Below are 19,446 nucleotides of genomic sequence, written 5' to 3' on the forward strand. Positions count from 1 at the left end.
ACGAACAGGAGCTCCTCCATGCTGATCACCACCTCCGTCCTGCGACGTGCCGGCCTCATCACCGCGCTCGCCGCGACCACGCTGCCCGTGACCGCGACCGCTCAGGCGTCCTCGGCGAGTACCAGCGTCGCCTCACAGGCCTCCGCGTCCGTGGCGCTGCAGGCGCACGCACAGCTGTCCACCGCCAAGGCCGACCAGCTCGCCGCGTCCGCGGCTGGTAAGGCGCGCAGTGCACTGCGCGAGTCGCAGACGCAGCTCCGCCAGGCCGCCACCCTGGCCGCCGGTGTCGCCGCGCACGCGCAAGCCGACCTCGCGGCGCAGACCGCCAGCCACTTCTCGGCGACCGTCGACAACGACGTGCACGTGCTCGCCGACGTCGCCGAGGGCGCCAACGGTCGCCTCGCCGTCGCCGCCGCGAACGGGGTCCGCCAGGACGTCGCCCTCGCCGCATCGGTCAACGCCAGCCTCGCCGCCCGCGCGGATCTCGGCACGGACGCGTCACTCGCGGCGTCGGTGGCCGAAGCCGACCAGAACAGCGTCGACCTCATGGATCGCGTCTCGGCGTCGCTGGACCAGCTCACGGGGCGTGCCCACGCGGCGGTCGTGCAGGCGATGAGCGTCGGGCTCGCGGTCCGCGCCGCGATCATCGCGCACGTCCGGACCGTGTTCGGCGCGGCCACGGCCACCGCCGACGCCGGGCTCCAGAGCACCCTCGACACCATGTCGCGAGGCAGCGCGTCGATCTCGCAGACCCTCGACGCGGTGCCGACCGCGTCCGTGTCGGCGCACGGCACCGTGGACGTGGGCGCCTCCGCCGACGTGGTGGCCGGCATCGTCGCCGGCCTCGACGCCCACCTCGGCGGCAGCGCAGCGACCGCGGCCCACCTCCGCTCCCGCACGCGGAGCCACTGACGACTGCCCCCCGCGCGGGCGGCCCGACGACGTCGTCGGGCCGCCCGCATCGCTCGCGCGCCCATCCACCTCCGTCTGCCAGGAACACCCGTCATGCGCAAACTGCTCCTCGTCTCTGCCATGTTCGTGATCGGGGTGCTCCTCGCCGCGATCCCCGACTCCGGGCGTGCCGCGCCCCCGTCGACCGTGCTCCAGGACGACGCGATCTTCCTCCACCGCGACCCCGCGGCGATCCAGGACGCACTGCGCCGCGCCGCGTCGATCGGGATCGACCGGATCCGGCTCACCGCCGGCTGGTCGGTCATCGCGCCCGACGCCCTCGATCAGCAGCCCCCTGCGGGTTTCGACGGCAGCGACCCCGACGCCTATCCCGCTCACGCCTGGGACAACCTCGACCGCGCGGTGACGCTCGTGGCCGCCGCCGGGCTGAAGCCGATGATCGACATCGGCTTCTGGGCGCCCCGCTGGGCCACCGCGTCGCAGGACGATCCGCTCGCGCGCTTCCGCACGGACATCGATCCGGGCCAGTTCGCCGCCTTCGCCGCCGCCGTCGCCCGCCGGTACCGCGGCGACTACGTGCCGCGTGCCGACCAGGTCGTCCCCCCGCCGGCCGGCGCCGCCGCTCCCGACCTGCTCGGCGCCCTCCTGGGCCATCGGCGTGTGAGCGCGCCCGCCGCGGCGCCGCCCGCTGCCGACCCGCTGCCGCGCGTCGACCTGTACACCCTCTGGAATGAGCCCAACCACCCCGGCTTCGTCCTGCCGCAGTGGCGGGAGCGCGACGGAACCCTGCAGCCGGATTCGCCGATCCGTTACCGGGCGATGGTCGCCGCCGCCTACCCGGCCGTGAAGGCGGTCTCCCCGGGCACGACCGTGCTCATCGGCGGCACGTCGTCCATGGGCTCCTCCGTGCCGGGCCGATCCGGCGTGCCGCCGCTGCGCTTCCTCCGCGAGCTCGCCTGCGTGGACGCGCAGCTGCAGCCCATCACCACCGGGGCCTGCGCCGACTTCAAACCCGTCCCGAGCGACGGGTGGGCCCACCACCCCTACTCGCTCCACACCGACCCCGACCGCGCTCCCCGCGACCCCGACCTGCTCCCGGTCGCGCGCACCGCCGCCCTGCACGACACCCTCGTCGCGCTCGTGCAGCGTGGGCGCCTCGTCGGCAGCCACGCGTCCGACCTCTACCTCACCGAGTACGGGTACGAGACGAAGACCCCCGACCCGGAAGGCTTCGCATCGCTGGCCGACCAGGCGCGCCTGCTCGCCTGGGCGGAGTTCCTCGGGACGTCGACCCCCGGCGTGAAGATGTGGCCCCAGTTCCTGCTCGAGGATCGGCCCGCCGGCCCGGCCGGCCCGAGGATGCGCGCCTTCGGTGACTGGCAGACGGGCCTCTGGTTCGCCGACGGCACCCCGAAGCCCGCCGCGACCGCGTTCCGGACACCGACGTTCGCCCAGTGCGCGAGGCGCGGGAAGACCCCGTTCACGCGGGTGTGGGCGCGGCTGCGGGGCGCGCAGGCGGGGACTACGGCCACGGTGCAGGTGCAGTCCGGGGCGGGCTGGGCCACCGTCCCGAGCGCGGCCACCATGGCGATGCCACCGAGCGCGACCGGGCCCGTCCCCATCGGCGACGACGACGCGCTGCTGCGCTGGTTGCCCGGCACCCCCGCCGCGACCCGCGTCGTCTGGCACACGCCCGCCGGCGTCGATGTCGACGGGCCCGACGTCCCGGTGCAGCCGTGCCCGGCGGCGTCGATCCCGGCCGCGCGACCGCATCGGACCCCGGGTCGCGGTCGCCGGCCCGCGACCACACGTCGCAAGCACGGCCGGGCGTCCGCGCGAGCGGACCGCACGCGGCGCCGCCACCGCCGATGACCAGGCGCGCGGGTGCGCCTCAGGCCGCCTGCAAGACCGCGTGGAGGGCGCGCACCACCGCCGACAGCTGGTCGCTGGCGACGTCAAGCGCCTCGCTCACCGCCTGCAGCGCCGACGTGTCGGCCGCGGAGCCGGGGGCGACCATCGACAGCTGCAGGCGCGCGCTCGTCAGCGACTGCACGAGCCCGTCGTGCAGGCGGACGGCCAGACCGCAGGCCATCGCGTACAGCAGCGCTCCCTCGGCGCTGCCGACCACGGCGTCCGCGCCCGCCTCCCGCAGCTCTGCGTCTAGCTCGGGCGATCCGGCGTCGACCACCGCGACGACGGACGCCGACGGCGCCTTCGCCACTGCGGCGAGCGCGGCCAGCGGGTCCGCCTGGGTCGTCAGGTCCACCACGAGCACCGCGCACCCGCGCAGCGCCTCGGGACGGTCGCTCACGACGATCGTCTGCGACGAGGCTCCCGACATCGCCATCCAGTGCTCCGCGGCAGCCGTCCCGAAGACCAGGACGCCCACCGGCGAACGAGCCACGAATCGAGAGAACATCACCTCATGATGTCCTCCGCTGCCCGGGCTCACACCTCGCTCCGGGGACCGCGTGGCCGGCGTCTTGGGAACCGTCGTCGCCCGGCCCCCGCCGGTCGTGGCCGGCGGCTCACGAAGGCACGCCGGCATCCCGCGGCGCGCAGTCGGCCCCGTGCCGCGAGACGAGCAGCTGCTGGACGGCGCCGGAGAACTCCGTGAGGTTGAACGGCTTGGGAAGCAGCGTCGGACGCGGTTCGACGCCGGCGAGCCCTCCGGCCGCGTTGTAGCCGGAGATGCAGAGGATCGGGACCTGTGGCTGCGTCTCGCGGACGAGGTCCAGCAGGCCGCGTGCGGTCCCCGTCCCGAGGTTCAGATCGCTGATCACGAGGGCGTACGGGCCATCGGCCACGAGGGTCGCCGGCGGCTCGGTGCCGTCCCCCTCGCGCACGCGACAGCCCGATTCGCGGAGCGACAGCCCGAGCAGCAGCCGGATCGACGGGTCATCCTCGACGAGCAGGACCGACGGCGTCGCATCGGCCTTCGGGCCCATCGCGCCGGCAACCTCCGGCGCGGTCGGCGGCGCCGGCGCCTCGGCGGGCAGGATCACGGCAACCGCCGTCCCCTCACCGACCACGCTCTCGAGCTCCAGCCGTCCCCCGTACTGCTCGGTCAGCAGATGCGCGGTCGACAGCCCCAGCCCGGTGCCCTTTCCGCGCGGCTTCGTCGTGAAGAAGGGCTCACGCGCACGCTCGAGCGTCAGCGGGTCCATCCCGCACCCGTCGTCGCAGACGCTGATACGCACGTTCGTGCCCTCGACGTCGAGCCGGACGCTGATGGTGCCCCCCTGCGGCAGCGCGTCGCGGGCGTTCGCGACGAGGTTGAGGATGAGCTGCTCGAGGTGCGCGCGGTCGACGCAGATGACCCGGTGCTGCGCCGGGAGCTGGACCTCGATGAGCACCTCCGGCCCCGCCAGCCGCTGCATGAGGGGTACGAGGTCCCGCAGGACGAGCGACGCATCGAGCGTCTCGAGGTTGCGGCCGCCGCTCCGGCTGACGGCCAGCAGCTGCCCGGTCAGCGCGCGGGCACGGGTGGTCGCCATTTCGATCTCGTGGAGGTACCCGCGCCGCGCATCGTCGCCCGCGGCGGCCTGCTGGGCCAGGCTCGTGGAGCCGGCGATGATCGTCAGGAGGTTGTTGAAGTCGTGGGTGAGGCTTCCCGCCACGCGCCCCACGGCATCCATCCCGCTGGCGTGGACGAGCTGCTCCTGAAGCAGGCGGCGACGGGTCACGTCGCGTAGCGTCCAGACGAAGTACCCGGCCTCGCCGTTTAGGTCCCGATGGGGCGACAAGGTCACCTCCATCCACAATCCCGCGCCGCTCTGGTGACGGACGTGGACGTCGAGGGCGACCGAGGCCTCGCGCTCCAGCGCCTGTCCGATCGCGTCCAGCGCGCGGCGGTCGGTGTCCGCATGCACCAGGCGCAGGATGCTTCGGCCCAGGAGCGACTGGGCCGACCATCCCGTCACGCGCTCGAGGGCGCCGTTGGCGTAGACGACGACGGGCGCACGCTCGCCGCCGCCGCCCCACGAGGACGTCACCAGGATGATCTCGCCCGCCGCTTCGACGGCCGCCTCCAGCAGGCGCCGCCGATCATCACCAAGGTGCCGCTCGGTCACGTCGCGCGCCCAGACGAGCGTGATGCGCTCGCCGCTGAGCTCGCCCAGCGGGATCTCCGCCACCTCGACCCACGTCCGTGCGCCGTGACGATCCCGATACCGCCGGATCGCCCCGCCGGCGTCCGGGGACCCGGGCCCCACCGACGACGAGCGCGTCGGGCCCTCGCTGCCGAGGAACAACGGCACCGCCGGCGTCGGGACGACCCCGTAGACCTCCAGCGCCGACGGGTTCACGGCGACCACGCGGCGTTCGCGGTCGGCGATCACCCACGCCGGATGCGGATGCGCGTCGAACAGGCGCCGGAAGATCCCCGACGCGTCAAGTTCCACGGGCGTGGTCAGCCACATCAGCTGATGAGGTCTCGCCGCAGCGCTTGGGCGACCGCATGGGTGCGGTTGCCCACCCCGAGCTTCGACATCGCGTTCTCGGCGTAGGACCGGATCGTCGCCGGGCTCAGGTGCAGGTGCAGCGCGGCCTCGCCGGTCGTGCTGCCCTGACTCAGGAGCTGCAGCACCTCGCGCTCGCGGAACGACAGCACCGCTCGGCGCTCCTGGCTGCGGCGGAGCAGCTTCGGAGCGAGGACCGCGTCGATGTAGTGGCCCCCGTCGTTCACGAGGCGAACCGCCTGCACGATCACCTGCGGAGGGCCCGATTTGAGCACGTATCCGAGGGCCCCCGCCTCGAGCGCGGCCTCGACGAGGTCTGCCTTGTCATGGGCCGAGTAGAGCAGGACCTTCGTCGCGGAACCGCGCAGCGTCTCGCAGAGGTCGATCCCCGACCCGTCGGGCATCTGCATGTCGACGACGAGCACCTGCGGCTTGCGGGACTCCGTCAGACGCCGTGCCTGGGCAAGAGTGGACGCGCGACCGGTGACCCGGATGTCGTCCTCGGCTTCGAGCAGCTGCACCAGTCCGCGCTGCAGCATCTCGTGATCGTCCGCGACGACGCAATCGATCGTCGCGAGGCCGTTCGGTGCCTGAGTCTTCGTCATGGCCGCATGCCCCCGGCCTGCGAACGCCTCGTCCGCCGCAGATGTCGGCCCGATCGCGCGCCCGCTGCGTGCCGCGTGCGGCACGTGCACCAATAAGTGATGGCTTTTCCCTCACCCTGAGCCAACAGCAGCATCGAGCCTTGCACGAAAGTTCTCCTAGCGAATCCAACGGATATGACTTGCATTTCGAGTTTCTTCCTTTCCGAGTCAACTCCGTTCTGTGCAGCTTTTTTGTTCATGTTTCGCGTGAAATCCGCCCCCCGGAGGGGCGGGCGTCTGGATCTGAACGACCGAAATCCCGAAGTCCGCCACACCGTCGACCGGTCATCGCGTGCCTGGGACCAGCTCGGTGCCGGCCGGACGGAAGCTCGTGCGGCGGCAGCCGTGCAGCGCGTAGAGCCTGCTCGACCGATGGCTCAGGTAGACGATCGTCGTCGGCGATTCGCAGAAGATCTCCCCCTGGCCGAAGTGCGCATGCACCACGTCGCTCCCGCCGCCGGTGTGGACCACGTTCGTCCCGTGGCTCGTGTAGATGAAGTCCGGCCCGGGCCCGCCGTACAGCGCGTCCGTTTGCGAGGACGGCTGGCCGCTCGGCTTGAAGTCACCCCAGATCACGTCACCCCATGGCCCCGCGTGGATCGTGTCGTCCTCGTCGCCGCCAAGCAGTTCATTGTGCACAGGCGCAGAGCCCACGACCGGCGCGAGCAGGCAGAGGTCAGCATGCACTAGATGAGCGAGGCAGGCTCCAGCCTGGATAAAGCACCCCTGGAACTGATGCTCCCCGTCGCACCGATAGCTTGGGTCGGTGCCGTCGAACGGGTCCTGGCCCGGCCTTGCGTCCAGCGGTCGTGTCTGGTCGTGCTTGTTCATCAGCAGCATGCCGGAGATGTTCGGCCAACCCTTGTGACTCGCCCTCCGAAGAGCCGACGCGGGTGAAGCCGCGGTGAGTAGCAGGATGGAGAGGGCGGCGATGCCGGCGGTTCGACGAAACATGCCTCCCTTCTCGGCGTGACTGCTCGAACCGACTGCGGAGCTGCGCCGGATATGGATTTTCGAGGGACTTAGCTGTGCAAGTCCAACGACCGCGCCCTCGTCTCCCGGGCCGCGTCTCAGCGCTCGCGGCCCAACGGAGATCGACCCGAAACCGAGTCCCGCGCCGCAAGCCGACACCCTCAGCCATGAGGCGTTCTGGCTGCCTTAGACCTCCAGACGACGCTCCGGCCGCACCCGCAAAGGTCCGAAGTGGCTCGGCATCGCGCTGCACGAAGCCGCGCTCGTCGCAACCCGCGGCAAGGGCACCTACCTCCACGGGCTCTACAGGCGCGTGCGGCCCGGCCTGGGTCACAGCCGCGCCCTGGGCACTCGAGGGGAACGTCGTACCTCCAGCTCGACAGCACTACTCATCGTCGAGGCCGTCACGTGGATGCCACTCACCGTGAGCGTCCCGGAGGTCAGCGCCGGAGTCCTCCATCAGCCGGCCGTCAGCGGCGTGGTCCGTCTCATCCTGCTCGCCGGTGTCTTGGTCTGCCTCGCGGTCTGCCTGATCCGTACGCGCCGCGGATCGGACTGGATTGCCGGCGCGGGCTGGACGACCCTGGCGCTGCTTTGCGCTTCCACGTGGGTGCTGCCCTGGTACGCCACCTGGCTTACGCCGCTCGCTGCGCTCAGCGACAGGCGCCGCGTGCGCGCCGCCGCCGTCGTGGTCTATGTCAATCATCCGCACCGGCATCATCACGGGCGGCCCCACACCATCCCGCTGACGTGTACACCCGACGACGTTTTCAACGGGCGGACCGTCGTTGATCACCGCTCCGGTGTGCCGGTGGCACCGCTGGTCGCTTGGTTGCGGTCACCCTGTCTGGGCGCGTGCTGCCTTGCGCTCGGTGATCGCCTGACCGACGGCGTCCCAGTCGACGTCGCGGAAGTTGTGCATGGGGCAGAACTTCGGCCCGCACATCGAGCAGAACTCGGCGGTCTTGAAGTGGTCCTGGGGGAGGGTCTCGTCGTGCATCGCGCGGGCGGTGTCGGGGTCGACCGCGAGGTCGAACTGGCGGTTCCAGTCGAACGCGAAGCGCGCCTCGGAGAGCGCTCGGTCGTGGGCGTGGGCGCGCGCCGAGCCGCGCGCGAGGTCGGCCGCGTGGGCGGCGATCCGGTAGGCGATCATGCCCTGCTTGACGTCCTCGGCGTCGGGCAGGCCGAGGTGTTCCTTCGGGGTGACGTAGCAGAGCATCGACACGCCGTGCCAGCCGACGATCGCCGCGCCGATCGCGCTCGTGATGTGGTCGTACCCCGGCGCGATGTCGGTGACGAGCGGGCCGAGCGTGTAGAACGGCGCCTGGTGGCAGACGTCCTGCTGCAGGCGGACGTTCGCCTCGAGCTGGTCGAGGGGGACGTGTCCCGGGCCCTCGACCATGACCTGCACGTCGCGGGCCCAGGCCCGCTCGGTGAGCTCGCCGAGGGTCTCGAGCTCGGCGAACTGCGCGGCGTCCGACGCGTCCGCGATCGAGCCCGGCCGCAGCCCGTCGCCGAGCGAGATCGTGACGTCGTGCGCGCGGCAGATCTCGAGGATCTCGTCGAAGCGCGTGTAGAGCGGGTTCTCCTGGCGGTGGTGGACCATCCAGCGCGCGAGCAGTCCGCCGCCGCGGGAGACGATCCCGGTGACGCGGTGGCGGCAGAGCGGCAGGTGCTCCAGGCGCACGCCGGCGTGGATCGTCATGTAGTCCACGCCCTGTCGCGCCTGGTGCTCGATGACCTGCAGCAGCACGTCGCCGGTGAGGTCCTCCGCCGCCTTCACCTGCTCGATCGCCTGGTAGATCGGGACGGTGCCGATCGGGACGGTCGCGACGGCGAGGATGGCCTTGCGGGTTTCGTCGATGCGCTTGCCGGTCGAGAGGTCCATGACCGTGTCGGCGCCCCAGCGCTCCGACAGCGCGAGCTTCTCGACCTCCTCGTCCAGGGACGAGGTCGTCGGGGAGCTGCCGATGTTCGCGTTGATCTTCACCCGTGCCTTCAGGCCGATGGCCATCGGGTCCAGGGCGGTGTGGTGGACGTTCGCCGGGATGATCATCCGGCCGCGGGCGACCTCGGCGCGGATCGTCTCGGCCGGGAGCTCCTCGCGCTCGGCGACGCGCCGCATCTCGGGCGAGACGACGCCGTCGCGGGCCAGCCGCATCTGCGTCCGGCAGTCGACGTCGGACGGGAAGGTGGTGCGCTGTGACATGGGTCCTCCCTTCGCTGGTATGAGCCAGATCAGGTTCGTCGGGTCGGCGCTTGCAAGCGCCCTCTCAGCCCCTGGACAGGGACCCCCCGGGATGTATGAGTGTCTTCAGCAAGCTACTGCAGCGGACGGCAACCTTGGTCCCCTCCTCGCCCACGTGCGGCCGCCGATAGGTCGCGTCGAGTCCCGTCCCCGACGCCCGCAACGGCGCCAGTGATCCCAGGACTCCAATGATCCACGCGTAGAGCTGACTTCGGTGATGGTCAGGCGGGTAGGATCCGGGGCGCTGCGGACGGCTGGCCCGGTGGGGCTTGGGAGGGTTGTGGGTGGTGGCGATGAGGCGCCATTCGGTCTGCACCGCTGAGCGTCCTCGTCGGTAGAAGCGGTCCATCCGCCGGTTGAACCTCGTGTTGGCGAACACGGGCTCGATGAGCTGTCGTCGCTTCTGGGAGAGCTCGGTGCCGCGGACGCGTCGCGTGAACGTGTCGAGGCCGCCGTCCCATCCCGGCCGCGGCGACTTTCGCCGGCTTGAGTCCGGCGGGGTGAGGACTGGGTGCCGTCGGCGATGAGCTTCTCCATCTAGTCCTGATGCCAATAGCCAGCGTCGGTGGGGGGTGCCGGAGAGGGGTACCTACTTGGCCAGATTGGAGATCAGGTTGATCGACGCGGCGATGATGACCGCACCGAGCGGGTAGGACACCCACGCTTGGCGTAGCGCGATCCGGCGAATCTCTTTGTCGCCCAAGTCCGTGTCCGAGACCTGAAAGGTCATCCCGATGGTGAAGGACAGGTAGGCGAAGTCGCTGTACTGCGGCGAGCCTGACTCGTTGAAATCGATGCCGCCCTCAGGAGCGGCGTAATACGCCCGCGCGTACTTCAGCGTGAACACCGTGTGCACGAGCGTCCACGAGACGAAGATGGAACCGACCGCCAGCGCCGCTTGCAGAAAGCGCTGACTTCCCGGCGCGTGTGACGCCCCGAAGAGCACTTCCCCGACCGCGATCAGGCTGGCGACGGCCGCTCCGAGCAACACCAGGTCGGCCGTCGGCCGGCCGGGGTTCTCGCGCTGCGAATGGTTTGCCGTGGCCGCCGGGCCCATCGGCCACACGACCCACCACGTCCACACGCAGAACACCAGCGCGGCGGCGTCCCACCCCATCAGCGCAAAGGCTCGACTGGCCCCGAGCGCGGCCGCACCCGCACCGACGGCCGTCCCGGCCCCCGCACCCACGAGCATCTTCACGCGAGCCGTCGACCCGAGCCCTCGGCCGGCACGGTGATCTGCCTTGGGCGGGTCTGGTGGGCGCACGGGCGAAGCATCCCTCACCGGTCACCAGACACGCGCCACCCCGACGACGTGGCGTGCAGCGGCCACCGCTCCTCACCGCGCCCGCGGCGTTGCTCGCGTTCAAGATCCATTCCGGCGACAGGATCCCGAACTGATATGGACGGCCGTTCGTCAACCTAGTAGGGTCGGCGAAGTGGCGCATTAGCGCTCGTTCGTGTCTGTGCTGTCGGCTGGGTTGGTGGCGGTCCGGCAGGCTGTGCGCGACGCGCGGTCAGACTGATATGCGCGGGTTGGGTACCGCAGGACCAGGGGTTCGTCGTGGGGAGCCGCTGTCTAACATCGGGCGTGGCCGGCCCCCTGACGAGGGCGGGTTGCTCATAGTTCAGCCGCGGGTTCCCCGCGCGGTGCCGGGCCGCCACCGACCCAGCCGACGGGATGTCGCCGGGTTCAGGTCACTCGATCTGGCCGATCGCCCACGTGAATCCGGCGAGCTCGCGCGCTGCGGCGACGGCGATGATCGTGCGGCGTTTGCCGCGCTGCTCAAGGCGGTTCCATGTGCGATACAGACGCCGCTGCGCGGTCCAGGCGATCGCGACCGCTTCGGCGGGCTGCCCGTCGTGGCGATCGCTCAGCGCCTTGGTGACCCGCGGCGCCTTGCGGTAGTGCCAGGCAGCCTCGACGAGCAGCCGGCGCGCGTGCCCGGAACCGGTCTTCGTGATCGAGCCGAGGCGGCGACTTGAGCCGGTGGTGTGCTCCGAAGGGACCAGGCCGATGTAGCTCATGAGCTGCTCGGCCCGGGCGAACCGGGCGAAGTCGCCGACCTCCGAGCACAGCCCGGCGGCGGTGAGCGTGTCGATCCCGCGAAGGCACCGCAGCCGGGCGACCTGCACGCCCCACGGTGAGCTCGGAAGCATCCTCGTGATCTGCGCCTCGAGCTGATCGCGGCGATGCACGAGCACGTCGGCCGCGCCGCGCAGGTCCAGCAGCGTCGCCTGCGCCGCGGGCCACACGAGGTCGACCTGATCCAGCCAGTCACGGTGGCGCTGCGTCCATGCCTTGCCGTCATCGAAGCGATGGTCGTGACGCAGCAGCAGCTTCGACAACCGGTGGCGGGCACGCATCAGGTCCACCCGCACGGCCTCGCGCGCCCGGATCAGATCGCGCAGCGCCTCCTCCTCGTGGCCCGGCACCCGCACCGGATGCAGCTTCCCCGCCCAGAGCAAACGCACGAGCAGTTCGGCGTCACGACGATCAGTCTTCACCCGGTCACCCGACGCCCGCGGGATCTTGCTCGGCGCCGCGACCACGCACGACACCTGCCGCGCCGCGAGCTCCCGCGCCAACCCGTACCCGGTCGGCCCGGCCTCATACGCCGCCCGCACCGGCCTGGGCAGTGCGGCGCACAACCTGGCCGCCTCACGCACGTCACCGCGCAACGCGAACCACTGAAGCTCGCCGCTCTCAGCATCGAGCACCGCCGCCACGATCTTCGCGGCGTGTACGTCCAGACCAACGAGGCTTCTAGCCTTCGTCATGGCCGGTCTCCTCCTCTGTGGTTGTGGGCCGCTGCGCGGCTGCAACCGCACAGCTCAAACGTCACCCCACGACCCTTCGCGAGGGACCGGCCACTTCTACCGCCCGCCTCAGACAGACGACTCAGAACCACCGCCGCCAGCGACGGCCCGATCCATATGGTCTAACTACCCAACCCGCCTACACAGAAAAACGGACAGCTTCACGCCGACCGCCGCGAACGTGCGAGACCACCGTTGGGGCGGTGTGTGGTCATCGTCCTATTCTGGGGGGATGCCCGTTTCTGGCACGGCTGGTTCGGATGAGGTCTCGGTCGCGGGGCATTACGACGCGCTGGACCGGTTCTATCGCGAGATCTGGGGGGAGCACGTCCATCACGGGTTGTGGTCGGGCGGGAACGAAAGCGTGGCTCAGGCGACGCGCGCGCTGATCGACCGCGTGACGGGCTGGGCGGCTCTGGAGCCCGGCGCGACGGTGGCTGATGCGGGGTGCGGGTACGGCGGGACCTCACGCGTGCTCGCGACGGAGCACGGGTGCTCGGTGACGGGGTACACGCTCTCGGCGGCGCAGGCCGCGTGGGCGCGGGAGCGGGGCGGTGGCCCGGAGTACGAGGTGCGCTCGTGGCTCAAGAACGGCCGGGAGGCCGGCGGGACAGACGCGGTCATCGCGATCGAGTCGCTGTCGCACATGGTCGACAAGCCCCGGGCGTTCGGCGAGGCCGCGCGGGTGCTGGCGCCGGGTGGCCGGCTGGTGCTCGTGGACTGGCTGGGCTGCGAGCGGCCGTCAGTGCTTCAGCGGCGGGGATTGCTCGGGCCGATCGCGCGGGAGGGCCGGCTGCCGACGCTCTGCACCGCAAGCGAGTACGAGGGGTACATCCGGGGGGCGGGCCTGCGGCTGCTGCACAGCGAGGATCTCGCACCGTTTTCGCCGCAGCGGACCTGGGGCATCGTGGCTCGCCGCCTCGGCCGCCGCCTGGCGACGGACGGCGAGGCCCGGCGCTACCTCCTGGGCTCCGCGAATCCGGACCGCACCTTCGCGTTCTCGCTGGCCCGGATCCCCCTCGCGCTGCGGACCGGGACGATGCGCCTGATGCTGATGGCGGCGGAAAGGCCGTCCTGATGTGCCAGCTCAGGGGTTGGGTCGCCGCCCCGAGGGCATCCTGAATTGATGCATCGATCCTCTCCGCTCGGCCGGCCCGCAGCGCCCGCCCGCCTTCCGGTGTCTTTGCTTCGAGAAGTGCTGCTACGCGTGGATCCGAGCGTCGACCTACAGCGGATGCAGCGCCGTGCCGTTCGTCGCGCGCAAGGGAGCACTGTCGGAACCGCACCGCTCTCGCGCTCCGGGCCGGGACTGTCGGGGCCGACGAGGCAAGAGCTCAAGGCAAGTGAGTTGCGGGCGGTGTCGGGCAACCTGCCGCGATCTCGGCGGGCGGCCGAGGGGGAAATGACGGGATTCGGTCATGCCGGAGTGACGAGGCCGTGGTCGTAGGCGTAGATGACGATCTGCACGCGGTCGCGGAGTTCGAGCTTTGCGAGGATGCGCCCGACGTGGGTCTTGACCGTCGCCTCGGAGAGCACGAGCTCGGCGGCGATCTCCGCGTTCGAGAGTCCTCGCGCGACCGCGGCGAGGACCTCCTGCTCGCGCGGGGTCAGGGCGCCGAGGCCGTCATCGCCGCGTGGCGCTCCGACCGGTGCGGGTAGTTGGTGGGCGATGGTCGCTAGCAGCCGTCGGGTCGTGCTCGGGGCGACGACGGCGTCGCCGCTGGCGACCGCGCGGATCGCTGACAGCAGATCGGCGGGCGGGGCGTCCTTGAGGAGGAAGCCGCTCGCTCCGGCGCGTAGTGCGGCGTGGGCGTATTCGTCCAGGTCGAAGGTGGTGAGGATGATGATGCGGGCGCGGCTGCCGGCGCCGATGAGCGCGCCGGTCGCCTTTACGCCGTCCAGCACCGGCATGCGGACGTCCATCAGGATCACGTCTGGCCGCAGGCGCTGGGCGAGGTCGATCGCCTCGGCGCCGTCGCGCGCCTCACCGACGACGTCGAGGTCGGGCTGGGCCTCGAGCACCATCCGGAAGCCCATGCGGAGCAGCTCCTGGTCGTCGACGAGGAGGATGCGCGTGTTGGAGGTCGCGGTCATACGGCCACCGGGTCGGGTACCGAGGCGATCGGAATGGTGACGGCGACCTGCCACCCACCGGAGGGCCGCGGTCCGGCCTGAACCATGCCGTCGTAGACCGCGGCGCGCTCGGCGATGCCCCGTAATCCGGCTCCCTGCGCCTGCGAGGTGCCACTGTCAGGCCGCGATCGGCCGCCGGAGTCGGTCACCGTGAGTTCGAGCCGGTCACCGCGATGCCGCACGGAGACGGTCGCGGACGCGTCGGCGCCCGCGTGCTTCAGCGCGTTGGTCAGGGCTTCCTGCGCGATCCGGTAGATCGCGAGCTGCAGGCCCGCCGGGAGCGTCTCCGGGGCCCCGGTGACCTCGAAGCTGACGGGCAGCCCCGCGGCGCGCACCTGCTCTACCAGGGCGTCGAGCTGTGCGAGCCCGGGCTGCGGCGCGAGGTCACGGCTGCCCTCGTCCTCGCGGAGGACCCCGAGGAGCCGGCGCATCTCGGTGAGTGCCTGGCGGCCGGTCTGGGCGGTCGCGTCCATGGCGATCCGAGCCCGCTCGGGGTCCTCGCAGACCGCGTACCCGGCGCCGTCGGCGAGCGCGATCATGACGGACACGTTGTGGGCGACGATGTCGTGCATCTCGCGGGCGATCCGGGCGCGTTCGGCGGCGGCCGACAGGCGGCCCTGCTGATCGCGCTCGGTCTCCAGGCGTTGCGCGCGTTCGCGCAGGGACTCCACGAGGGCGCGACGGCTCTGCGTGCTCGACCCCATGACCGCAGCGGCGACCGCCAGGCCGGAGAGCCCGATGAAGGCGCGCATGCCGTCGCCGCCGGATCCGGCCCAGCGCAGCACCGCCGCGAAGATGCCGACCTCGAGGACGACGGTGGCCGTCGCCGCCACGAGGGCCCGCTGGGTGACCGCCACGCCGTAGAGCGCGACGAGCAGCGCCGCGTCCCCGAAGGCGCGAACGCCGAGCGCCCACTGCACGCCGGCCACCGCCGCGATCAGGACGAGCACGCCCAGCGGCCACCGGCGGCGCACGAGCAGCGGCAGCGTCAGCGCGATGCTGAAGAGGCGCGCGTGCGAGGTCGTCGCCATGTCCCCGACGTGCGGCGGGACGAGCGGCAGCAGGAGGAGCAGGACGAGCGCAGCGTCGCCGAGCATCGGGCGGCGCCGCTGCAACGCGACCGCCCGCTGGAGCGCCTGGCTGATCGCGCGCGACACCCGGTCCACCGTAGCGTCAGGCGTCGCGCCGGACCATCTGGACCGCGGCCGCCGCGATGACCACGGCCGTGTAGACGCAGAAGACGGCGAACCCGCCCCACGTCGAGAGGTGGTGGGAGTTCTCGAACGTGCTCGTCGTCACCGTGAAGCCGGCGTTCAGCGGCAGGTACGGGTTGATCGTGTCGGCGAGGCTGTGCGGCAACAGTGCGGTCACGCCCGGGAGGACGAAGAGCAGCCCGACGAACGACGCGATCCCGCCGGCCGTGTTGCGCACGAGCGCACCGAGCCCGACGCCGAGCGCGCCAAGGACGGTGAGGAACAACGCGGTGCCGACGACGGCGCGCAGCGCGTGCGGGTCCCCGATCGCGTGCTGCTGGTGGTGCTGGGTGACGATCGCCTGGACCGCGAAGAACGAGATGAACGTGGAGACGAGCATCAGGACGAACGTCACCGCGGTGAACACGCCGAGCTTCGCCCACAGGACCGGCAGGCGCTTGGGCACCGCCATGAGGCTCGAGCGGATCATGCCGGTCGAGTACTCGCCGCTGATGACGAGCACCCCGAGGACGCCGATCGCAAGCTGCGCGAGGTGGTAGCCGCCCACGCCGGTGTCGATCGAGTCGTAGACGGCGCGGTCGTGGGCGGACATGCTGCCCCAGCGGCTCATCTGCACGGCAGAGATCCCGATGCCGAGCGCGACCATCGCCACGACGGCGAACAGCAACGACCAGCGCGTCGAGCGCAGGGACCACAGCTTGGTCCACTCGGCGCGGGCGACGCGGGCCTGCGTGACACGGCCGCGGAAGGCCGTCGTGGTAGGGGCGGGCGGGGCGGTCACGGTGCTCATGCGACCAGCTCCAGGTCGGCCGCCGCCGCGGGTGCGGACGCCGTGCGGTACTCGACCGCGTCGCCGGTCAGTCGCATGTATGCCTCCTCGAGTGAGGCGCGCTGCGGCGTGAGCTCGTGCAGGACGATGTGCGCCGCGGCCGCGAGCTCCCCGATGCGCTCGGCGGCCAGCCCGCGGACCTCGAGCACCTCGGCCTCTTCGCTGCGGACGCTGACCCCGGGTCCCGCGAGCGCGGCGCGCAGCGCGGCGGCCTGCGGCGAGCGCACAAGGACGGCCGAGTCCGCCGATGCCTGGGAGACGACCTCGTCGACGGTCGTGTCGGCGATCAGCCGGCCACGCCCGACGATGACCAGATGCTCGGCGGTGAGCGCCATCTCGCTCATGAGGTGGGAGGAGAGGAAGACGGTCTTGCCCTCATCCGCCAGACGCCGCAGGAGCTCGCGGATCCACTTGATCCCCTCGGGGTCCAGGCCGTTGGCCGGCTCGTCGAGGATCACCGTCTGGGGATCGCCGAGCAGCGCGGACGCGATCCCCAGACGCTGTCCCATGCCGAGCGAGAAGCCGCCCGCGCGCTTGCGGGCGACCTTCTGCAGCCCGACCATGTCGATGACCTCATTCACCCGAGGTGCGCCGATCCCGTGTGTCTGGGCCATCGCCAGCAGGTGATGGTACGCCGAGCGGCCGGTGTGCACCGCCCGCGCCTCGAGCATCGCCCCGATCTCGTGCAGCGGCGCATCGAAGTCGCGGTAACAGCGCCCATTGACCTGAACCGTCCCGCTCGTCGGGCGGTCAAGCCCGAGGATCATCCGCATCGTCGTCGATTTCCCAGCCCCGTTGGGTCCGAGGAAGCCGGTGACGATCCCCGGCTGCACCGTGAACGTCAGGTCGTCCACGGCGAGCTGCTCCCCGTAGCGCTTGGTCACATGGTCCACGGTGATCATGCCACCGATGATGGAGACGCAAGCCCCGTCTGGCTATGCGCCGCAGGGATGGACCTGCCGCCGCGCGCTAGCGACAAGGTCGCAGGCGGCATCCCTCGAAGGTCGTACGCAAGGCGCCGCTGGGCCGCCTGATGTCAGTGGTGGGGGCGGTCGTCGTCGGCCGTCGTCGTGAGGTGGCCCGCCGGGGCGGAGCTGGCCTGCGTCGCCGCCCCACGGCGTCGCAGCGTCAGCGTCAGGAGCGTCGGATGTCCGGTGTGGGTGATCGCCAGCCGCCCGCCCTCGGCGTGCGCGAGTGAGCGGGCGAGCGCCAGCCCGATGCCGTGGCCGTCGCTGCGGCCGCTCCGCCGCTCGAACGCGGCGTCGGCGGGCTCGGGGAATCCAGGGCCGTGGTCACCGACGTCGATGGCGATCCACTCGTCGTTGATGTCGCGGAGCGTGAGCGACACCGGTCCGGACCCGTGGGTGAGCGCGTTGGCCAGCAGCACGTCGAGGATCTCCTGGATCACCGCGGGGGCGGCGTGGACGGACGGGGGCCTGGGCGGCCGGTCGACGGTGAGCCGTCGTCCTTCGGCGGCGAGCGGGCCGTGCCACCGGGCCTCCGTGACCGCCAGGACGCTCGTGATGTCGCTGGTGACCTTCGTGCGGGGAACGTCGCGTGCCACGGTCAGAAGCGTCTCGATCGTCTGCTCGAGCCGGTCGACCTGGACGACGGCCCGGTCGAGCTCGCTCGTGGCGTCGGTGGTGAGCTGCAGCGCTTCGAGCTCCAGGCGCAGGGCGGCCAGCGGGGTGCGTAGCTGGTGGGAGGCGTCGGCGCTGAACGCGCGTTCGCGGCTGATGAGCTCGTCGAGGCGTGCGGCGCTGAGGTCCAGCGCATCGGCGACGGCGTCGACCTCGGCGATGCCGCCGCGGGGGCCCTGACGGAGAAGTCCCCGTCGCCGAGGCGTCGCGCCGCCATGGCGACGCGTTCCAGGGGCTGAGCCAGCCGGCGTCCGAGGAGCAGCGCCGCGAGCAGGGCGAGGAGCACGACCCCGGCGGCGGCCGCGAGTGTCAGCCACGCGCGATGTGCCCGGCTTGCCACGGCGTGATCAGCTCGCTGTGCCCGGATCGCACCGGTGACGCGCTCGCCGGTCAGGAGCGGGACGGCCACGATGAGTTGACCGCCGCCGGTGCGGCTCGTAGGGCGGCGGCGAGAGACGGCGTCGAGCACCACGGCGTCGGCGTGAGGCGGCCCGCCTGCCGCCGGCGCCGAGGCGACGCGGCGGCCGGCGGCGTCGTAGACGGCGAGGCGGTCGCTGGCGTGCGGGAGCTCGACCGGGTCGCCCGCGGTGGTGCTCAGGTCGATCAGGCGGGCGGCGGCGACGGTGTCGCGCTGCAGGCGTAGGAGTTCCTGGTCGCGGTAGCTGTCGCGCAGGACGATGCCGAGCGGTAGCGCGAACAGCGTGACCGCCGCGCCGGCTACCAGGACGATCGCGAGGGTCAGCCTGCGGCGCAACGCGGTCAGGCCTCCAGGCGGTAGCCGATGCCGCGCAGGGTGGTGACGGTGGCGTTCGTGAGTTTGCCGCGCAGGGTGAGGATGTGGTTGTCGAGCGTTTTGGTCGAGCCCATCCACTCGGTGTCCCAGACCTCGCGCATGATCGTCTCGCGGGTGACCACCCGTCCGGCGTGGTCGGCGAGCAGCAGCAGCAGGTCGAACTCCTTGGGGCGCAGCGCCAGGTCGTGGCCGCCGTCGCGCACGCGGCGGGCGTCGCGGTCGATCTGCACTCCGGCGGCGTGCAGCAGCGGCGGCCGGTCGCTCTCCTCCGGAGCCGTCGCGACGCGTCGCAGGTGCGCGCGGACTCGTGCGAGCAGCTCGGAGAGCTTGAACGGCTTGACGAGGTAGTCGTCGGCGCCGGCGTCCAGGCCCGCGACCACGTCGAGTTCCTGGTCGCGCGCGGTGAGGATGAGGATCGCCAGGTCCGGGCGCGCGGCGCGCAGGCGGCGGCAGACGTCGACCCCGTCGATGTCCGGGAGGCCGAGGTCCAGCAGCACCAGGCCCGTCCCATCCGAGGCGGCGCTGAGGGCGGGCCGGCCCGCAGCGACACGGGTGACGCGGTAGCCCTGGGCGTCGAGCACGCGAACCAGGCCCTGGGCGATGGCGTCATCGTCCTCGACGACGAGGATGCCGGCGGCGGTCACCAGCTGACCGTATCGGGCCATCCGCGCCGGTTCGCGGGAAGCCCGCGAGGTTTGACCTGGCGTTGACCTTCCCGGGACCGGGCGGTGACCTGCCGCTCGTACCGTTCCGGCGTGATGTCCCACCTTCAAGGCCCCGG

The 19,446-nt window shown here is 71.7% G+C and carries 17 protein-coding genes, 1 pseudogene and 1 riboswitch; of the genes and pseudogenes, 4 read left to right on the forward strand and 14 right to left on the reverse strand.

What is annotated here, in order from left to right; all coding sequences use genetic code 11:
- Positions 1-18 precede the first annotated feature (18 nt).
- Both NBH00_RS08610 and NBH00_RS08615 read left to right on the forward strand, forming a co-directional pair.
- Positions 19-912 (forward strand): hypothetical protein, encoded by an 894-nt coding sequence (locus NBH00_RS08610; RefSeq protein ID WP_254572927.1) that lies wholly within the window; start codon positions 19-21, stop codon positions 910-912.
- 93 nt (positions 913-1,005) lie between these two features.
- Positions 1,006-2,784 (forward strand): glycoside hydrolase 5 family protein, encoded by a 1,779-nt coding sequence (locus NBH00_RS08615; protein ID WP_254572928.1) that lies wholly within the window; start codon positions 1,006-1,008, stop codon positions 2,782-2,784.
- A 19-nt stretch (positions 2,785-2,803) separates the two neighbouring features.
- On the opposite strand, the gene NBH00_RS08620 is transcribed toward NBH00_RS08615, so the two are convergent.
- The 4 genes from NBH00_RS08620 to NBH00_RS08635 all read right to left on the reverse strand — a co-directional run bounded on the left by NBH00_RS08620 (position 2,804) and on the right by NBH00_RS08635 (position 6,856).
- Positions 2,804-3,331 carry a histidine kinase gene (locus tag NBH00_RS08620; RefSeq protein WP_254572929.1) on the reverse strand — a complete coding sequence of 176 codons (528 nt, stop codon included), beginning with the start codon at positions 3,329-3,331 and terminating at the stop codon, positions 2,804-2,806.
- Between the two features lie 109 nt (positions 3,332-3,440).
- Positions 3,441-5,333: a hybrid sensor histidine kinase/response regulator gene (locus tag NBH00_RS08625; RefSeq protein WP_254572930.1), complete on the reverse strand. Its 1,893-nt coding sequence runs from the start codon at positions 5,331-5,333 to the stop codon at positions 3,441-3,443.
- Positions 5,333-5,977 carry a response regulator gene (locus NBH00_RS08630; RefSeq protein ID WP_254572931.1) on the reverse strand — a complete coding sequence of 215 codons (645 nt, stop codon included), beginning with the start codon at positions 5,975-5,977 and terminating at the stop codon, positions 5,333-5,335. The genes NBH00_RS08625 and NBH00_RS08630 overlap by 1 nt, the downstream gene beginning before the upstream one ends.
- Before the next feature lie 324 nt (positions 5,978-6,301).
- Positions 6,302-6,856 carry a hypothetical protein gene (locus NBH00_RS08635; RefSeq protein WP_254572932.1) on the reverse strand — a complete coding sequence of 185 codons (555 nt, stop codon included), beginning with the start codon at positions 6,854-6,856 and terminating at the stop codon, positions 6,302-6,304.
- Between the two features lie 544 nt (positions 6,857-7,400).
- On the opposite strand from NBH00_RS08635, the pseudogene NBH00_RS25735 reads away from it, so the two are divergent.
- A pseudogene (locus NBH00_RS25735) lies at positions 7,401-7,670 on the forward strand (hypothetical protein); the annotation flags it as partial.
- Positions 7,671-7,826: 156 nt separating this feature from the next.
- On the opposite strand, the gene thiC reads toward NBH00_RS25735, so the two are convergent.
- From thiC to NBH00_RS08650, 4 genes are all read right to left on the reverse strand, one after another.
- Positions 7,827-9,197 (reverse strand): phosphomethylpyrimidine synthase ThiC, encoded by a 1,371-nt coding sequence (thiC, locus tag NBH00_RS08640; RefSeq protein WP_302182722.1) that lies wholly within the window; start codon positions 9,195-9,197, stop codon positions 7,827-7,829.
- A riboswitch (TPP riboswitch) is annotated at positions 9,187-9,296 on the reverse strand. It overlaps the preceding gene by 11 nt.
- On the reverse strand, positions 9,262-9,789 hold the full coding sequence (locus tag NBH00_RS25465) for a transposase (RefSeq protein WP_367401292.1): 528 nt from the start codon (positions 9,787-9,789) through the stop codon (positions 9,262-9,264). Its footprint overlaps the riboswitch before it by 35 nt.
- Before the next feature lie 36 nt (positions 9,790-9,825).
- Positions 9,826-10,431 carry a DUF1345 domain-containing protein gene (locus tag NBH00_RS08645; protein ID WP_254573713.1) on the reverse strand — a complete coding sequence of 202 codons (606 nt, stop codon included), beginning with the start codon at positions 10,429-10,431 and terminating at the stop codon, positions 9,826-9,828.
- Positions 10,432-10,934: 503 nt separating this feature from the next.
- Positions 10,935-12,017: an IS110 family RNA-guided transposase gene (locus NBH00_RS08650; RefSeq protein ID WP_254570847.1), complete on the reverse strand. Its 1,083-nt coding sequence runs from the start codon at positions 12,015-12,017 to the stop codon at positions 10,935-10,937.
- A 244-nt stretch (positions 12,018-12,261) separates the two neighbouring features.
- Between NBH00_RS08650 and NBH00_RS08655 the strand changes: the two genes are divergently transcribed.
- Entirely contained in the window at positions 12,262-13,134 is an 873-nt protein-coding gene (locus NBH00_RS08655) for an SAM-dependent methyltransferase (RefSeq protein WP_254572933.1), read from the forward strand.
- Positions 13,135-13,472: 338 nt separating this feature from the next.
- On the opposite strand, the gene NBH00_RS08660 is transcribed toward NBH00_RS08655, so the two are convergent.
- The 6 genes from NBH00_RS08660 to NBH00_RS08685 form a co-directional block, all read right to left on the reverse strand.
- A complete protein-coding gene (locus tag NBH00_RS08660; protein ID WP_254572934.1) occupies positions 13,473-14,150 on the reverse strand; it encodes a response regulator in 678 nt (225 codons plus the stop codon).
- Positions 14,147-15,346, reverse strand: coding sequence for a sensor histidine kinase (locus NBH00_RS08665; protein WP_254572935.1), 1,200 nt, complete (start codon positions 15,344-15,346; stop codon positions 14,147-14,149). The genes NBH00_RS08660 and NBH00_RS08665 overlap by 4 nt, the downstream gene beginning before the upstream one ends.
- A 16-nt stretch (positions 15,347-15,362) precedes the next feature.
- On the reverse strand, positions 15,363-16,193 hold the full coding sequence (locus NBH00_RS08670) for an ABC transporter permease subunit (RefSeq protein WP_254572936.1): 831 nt from the start codon (positions 16,191-16,193) through the stop codon (positions 15,363-15,365).
- Positions 16,190-17,134, reverse strand: coding sequence for an ABC transporter ATP-binding protein (locus NBH00_RS08675; RefSeq protein ID WP_254572937.1), 945 nt, complete (start codon positions 17,132-17,134; stop codon positions 16,190-16,192). Before NBH00_RS08675 ends, NBH00_RS08670 begins: the two co-directional genes overlap by 4 nt.
- A 134-nt stretch (positions 17,135-17,268) precedes the next feature.
- Positions 17,269-18,189, reverse strand: a complete 921-nt coding sequence (locus tag NBH00_RS08680; RefSeq protein ID WP_254572938.1) for a sensor histidine kinase — start codon at positions 18,187-18,189, stop codon at positions 17,269-17,271.
- A gap of 442 nt (positions 18,190-18,631) precedes the next feature.
- Positions 18,632-19,330: a response regulator transcription factor gene (locus NBH00_RS08685; RefSeq protein ID WP_437126609.1), complete on the reverse strand. Its 699-nt coding sequence runs from the start codon at positions 19,328-19,330 to the stop codon at positions 18,632-18,634.
- Between the last annotated feature and the right edge of the window lie 116 nt (positions 19,331-19,446).

The organism is Paraconexibacter antarcticus, from assembly GCF_024220175.1.
GTDB classification, from domain to species: domain Bacteria; phylum Actinomycetota; class Thermoleophilia; order Solirubrobacterales; family Solirubrobacteraceae; genus Paraconexibacter; species Paraconexibacter antarcticus.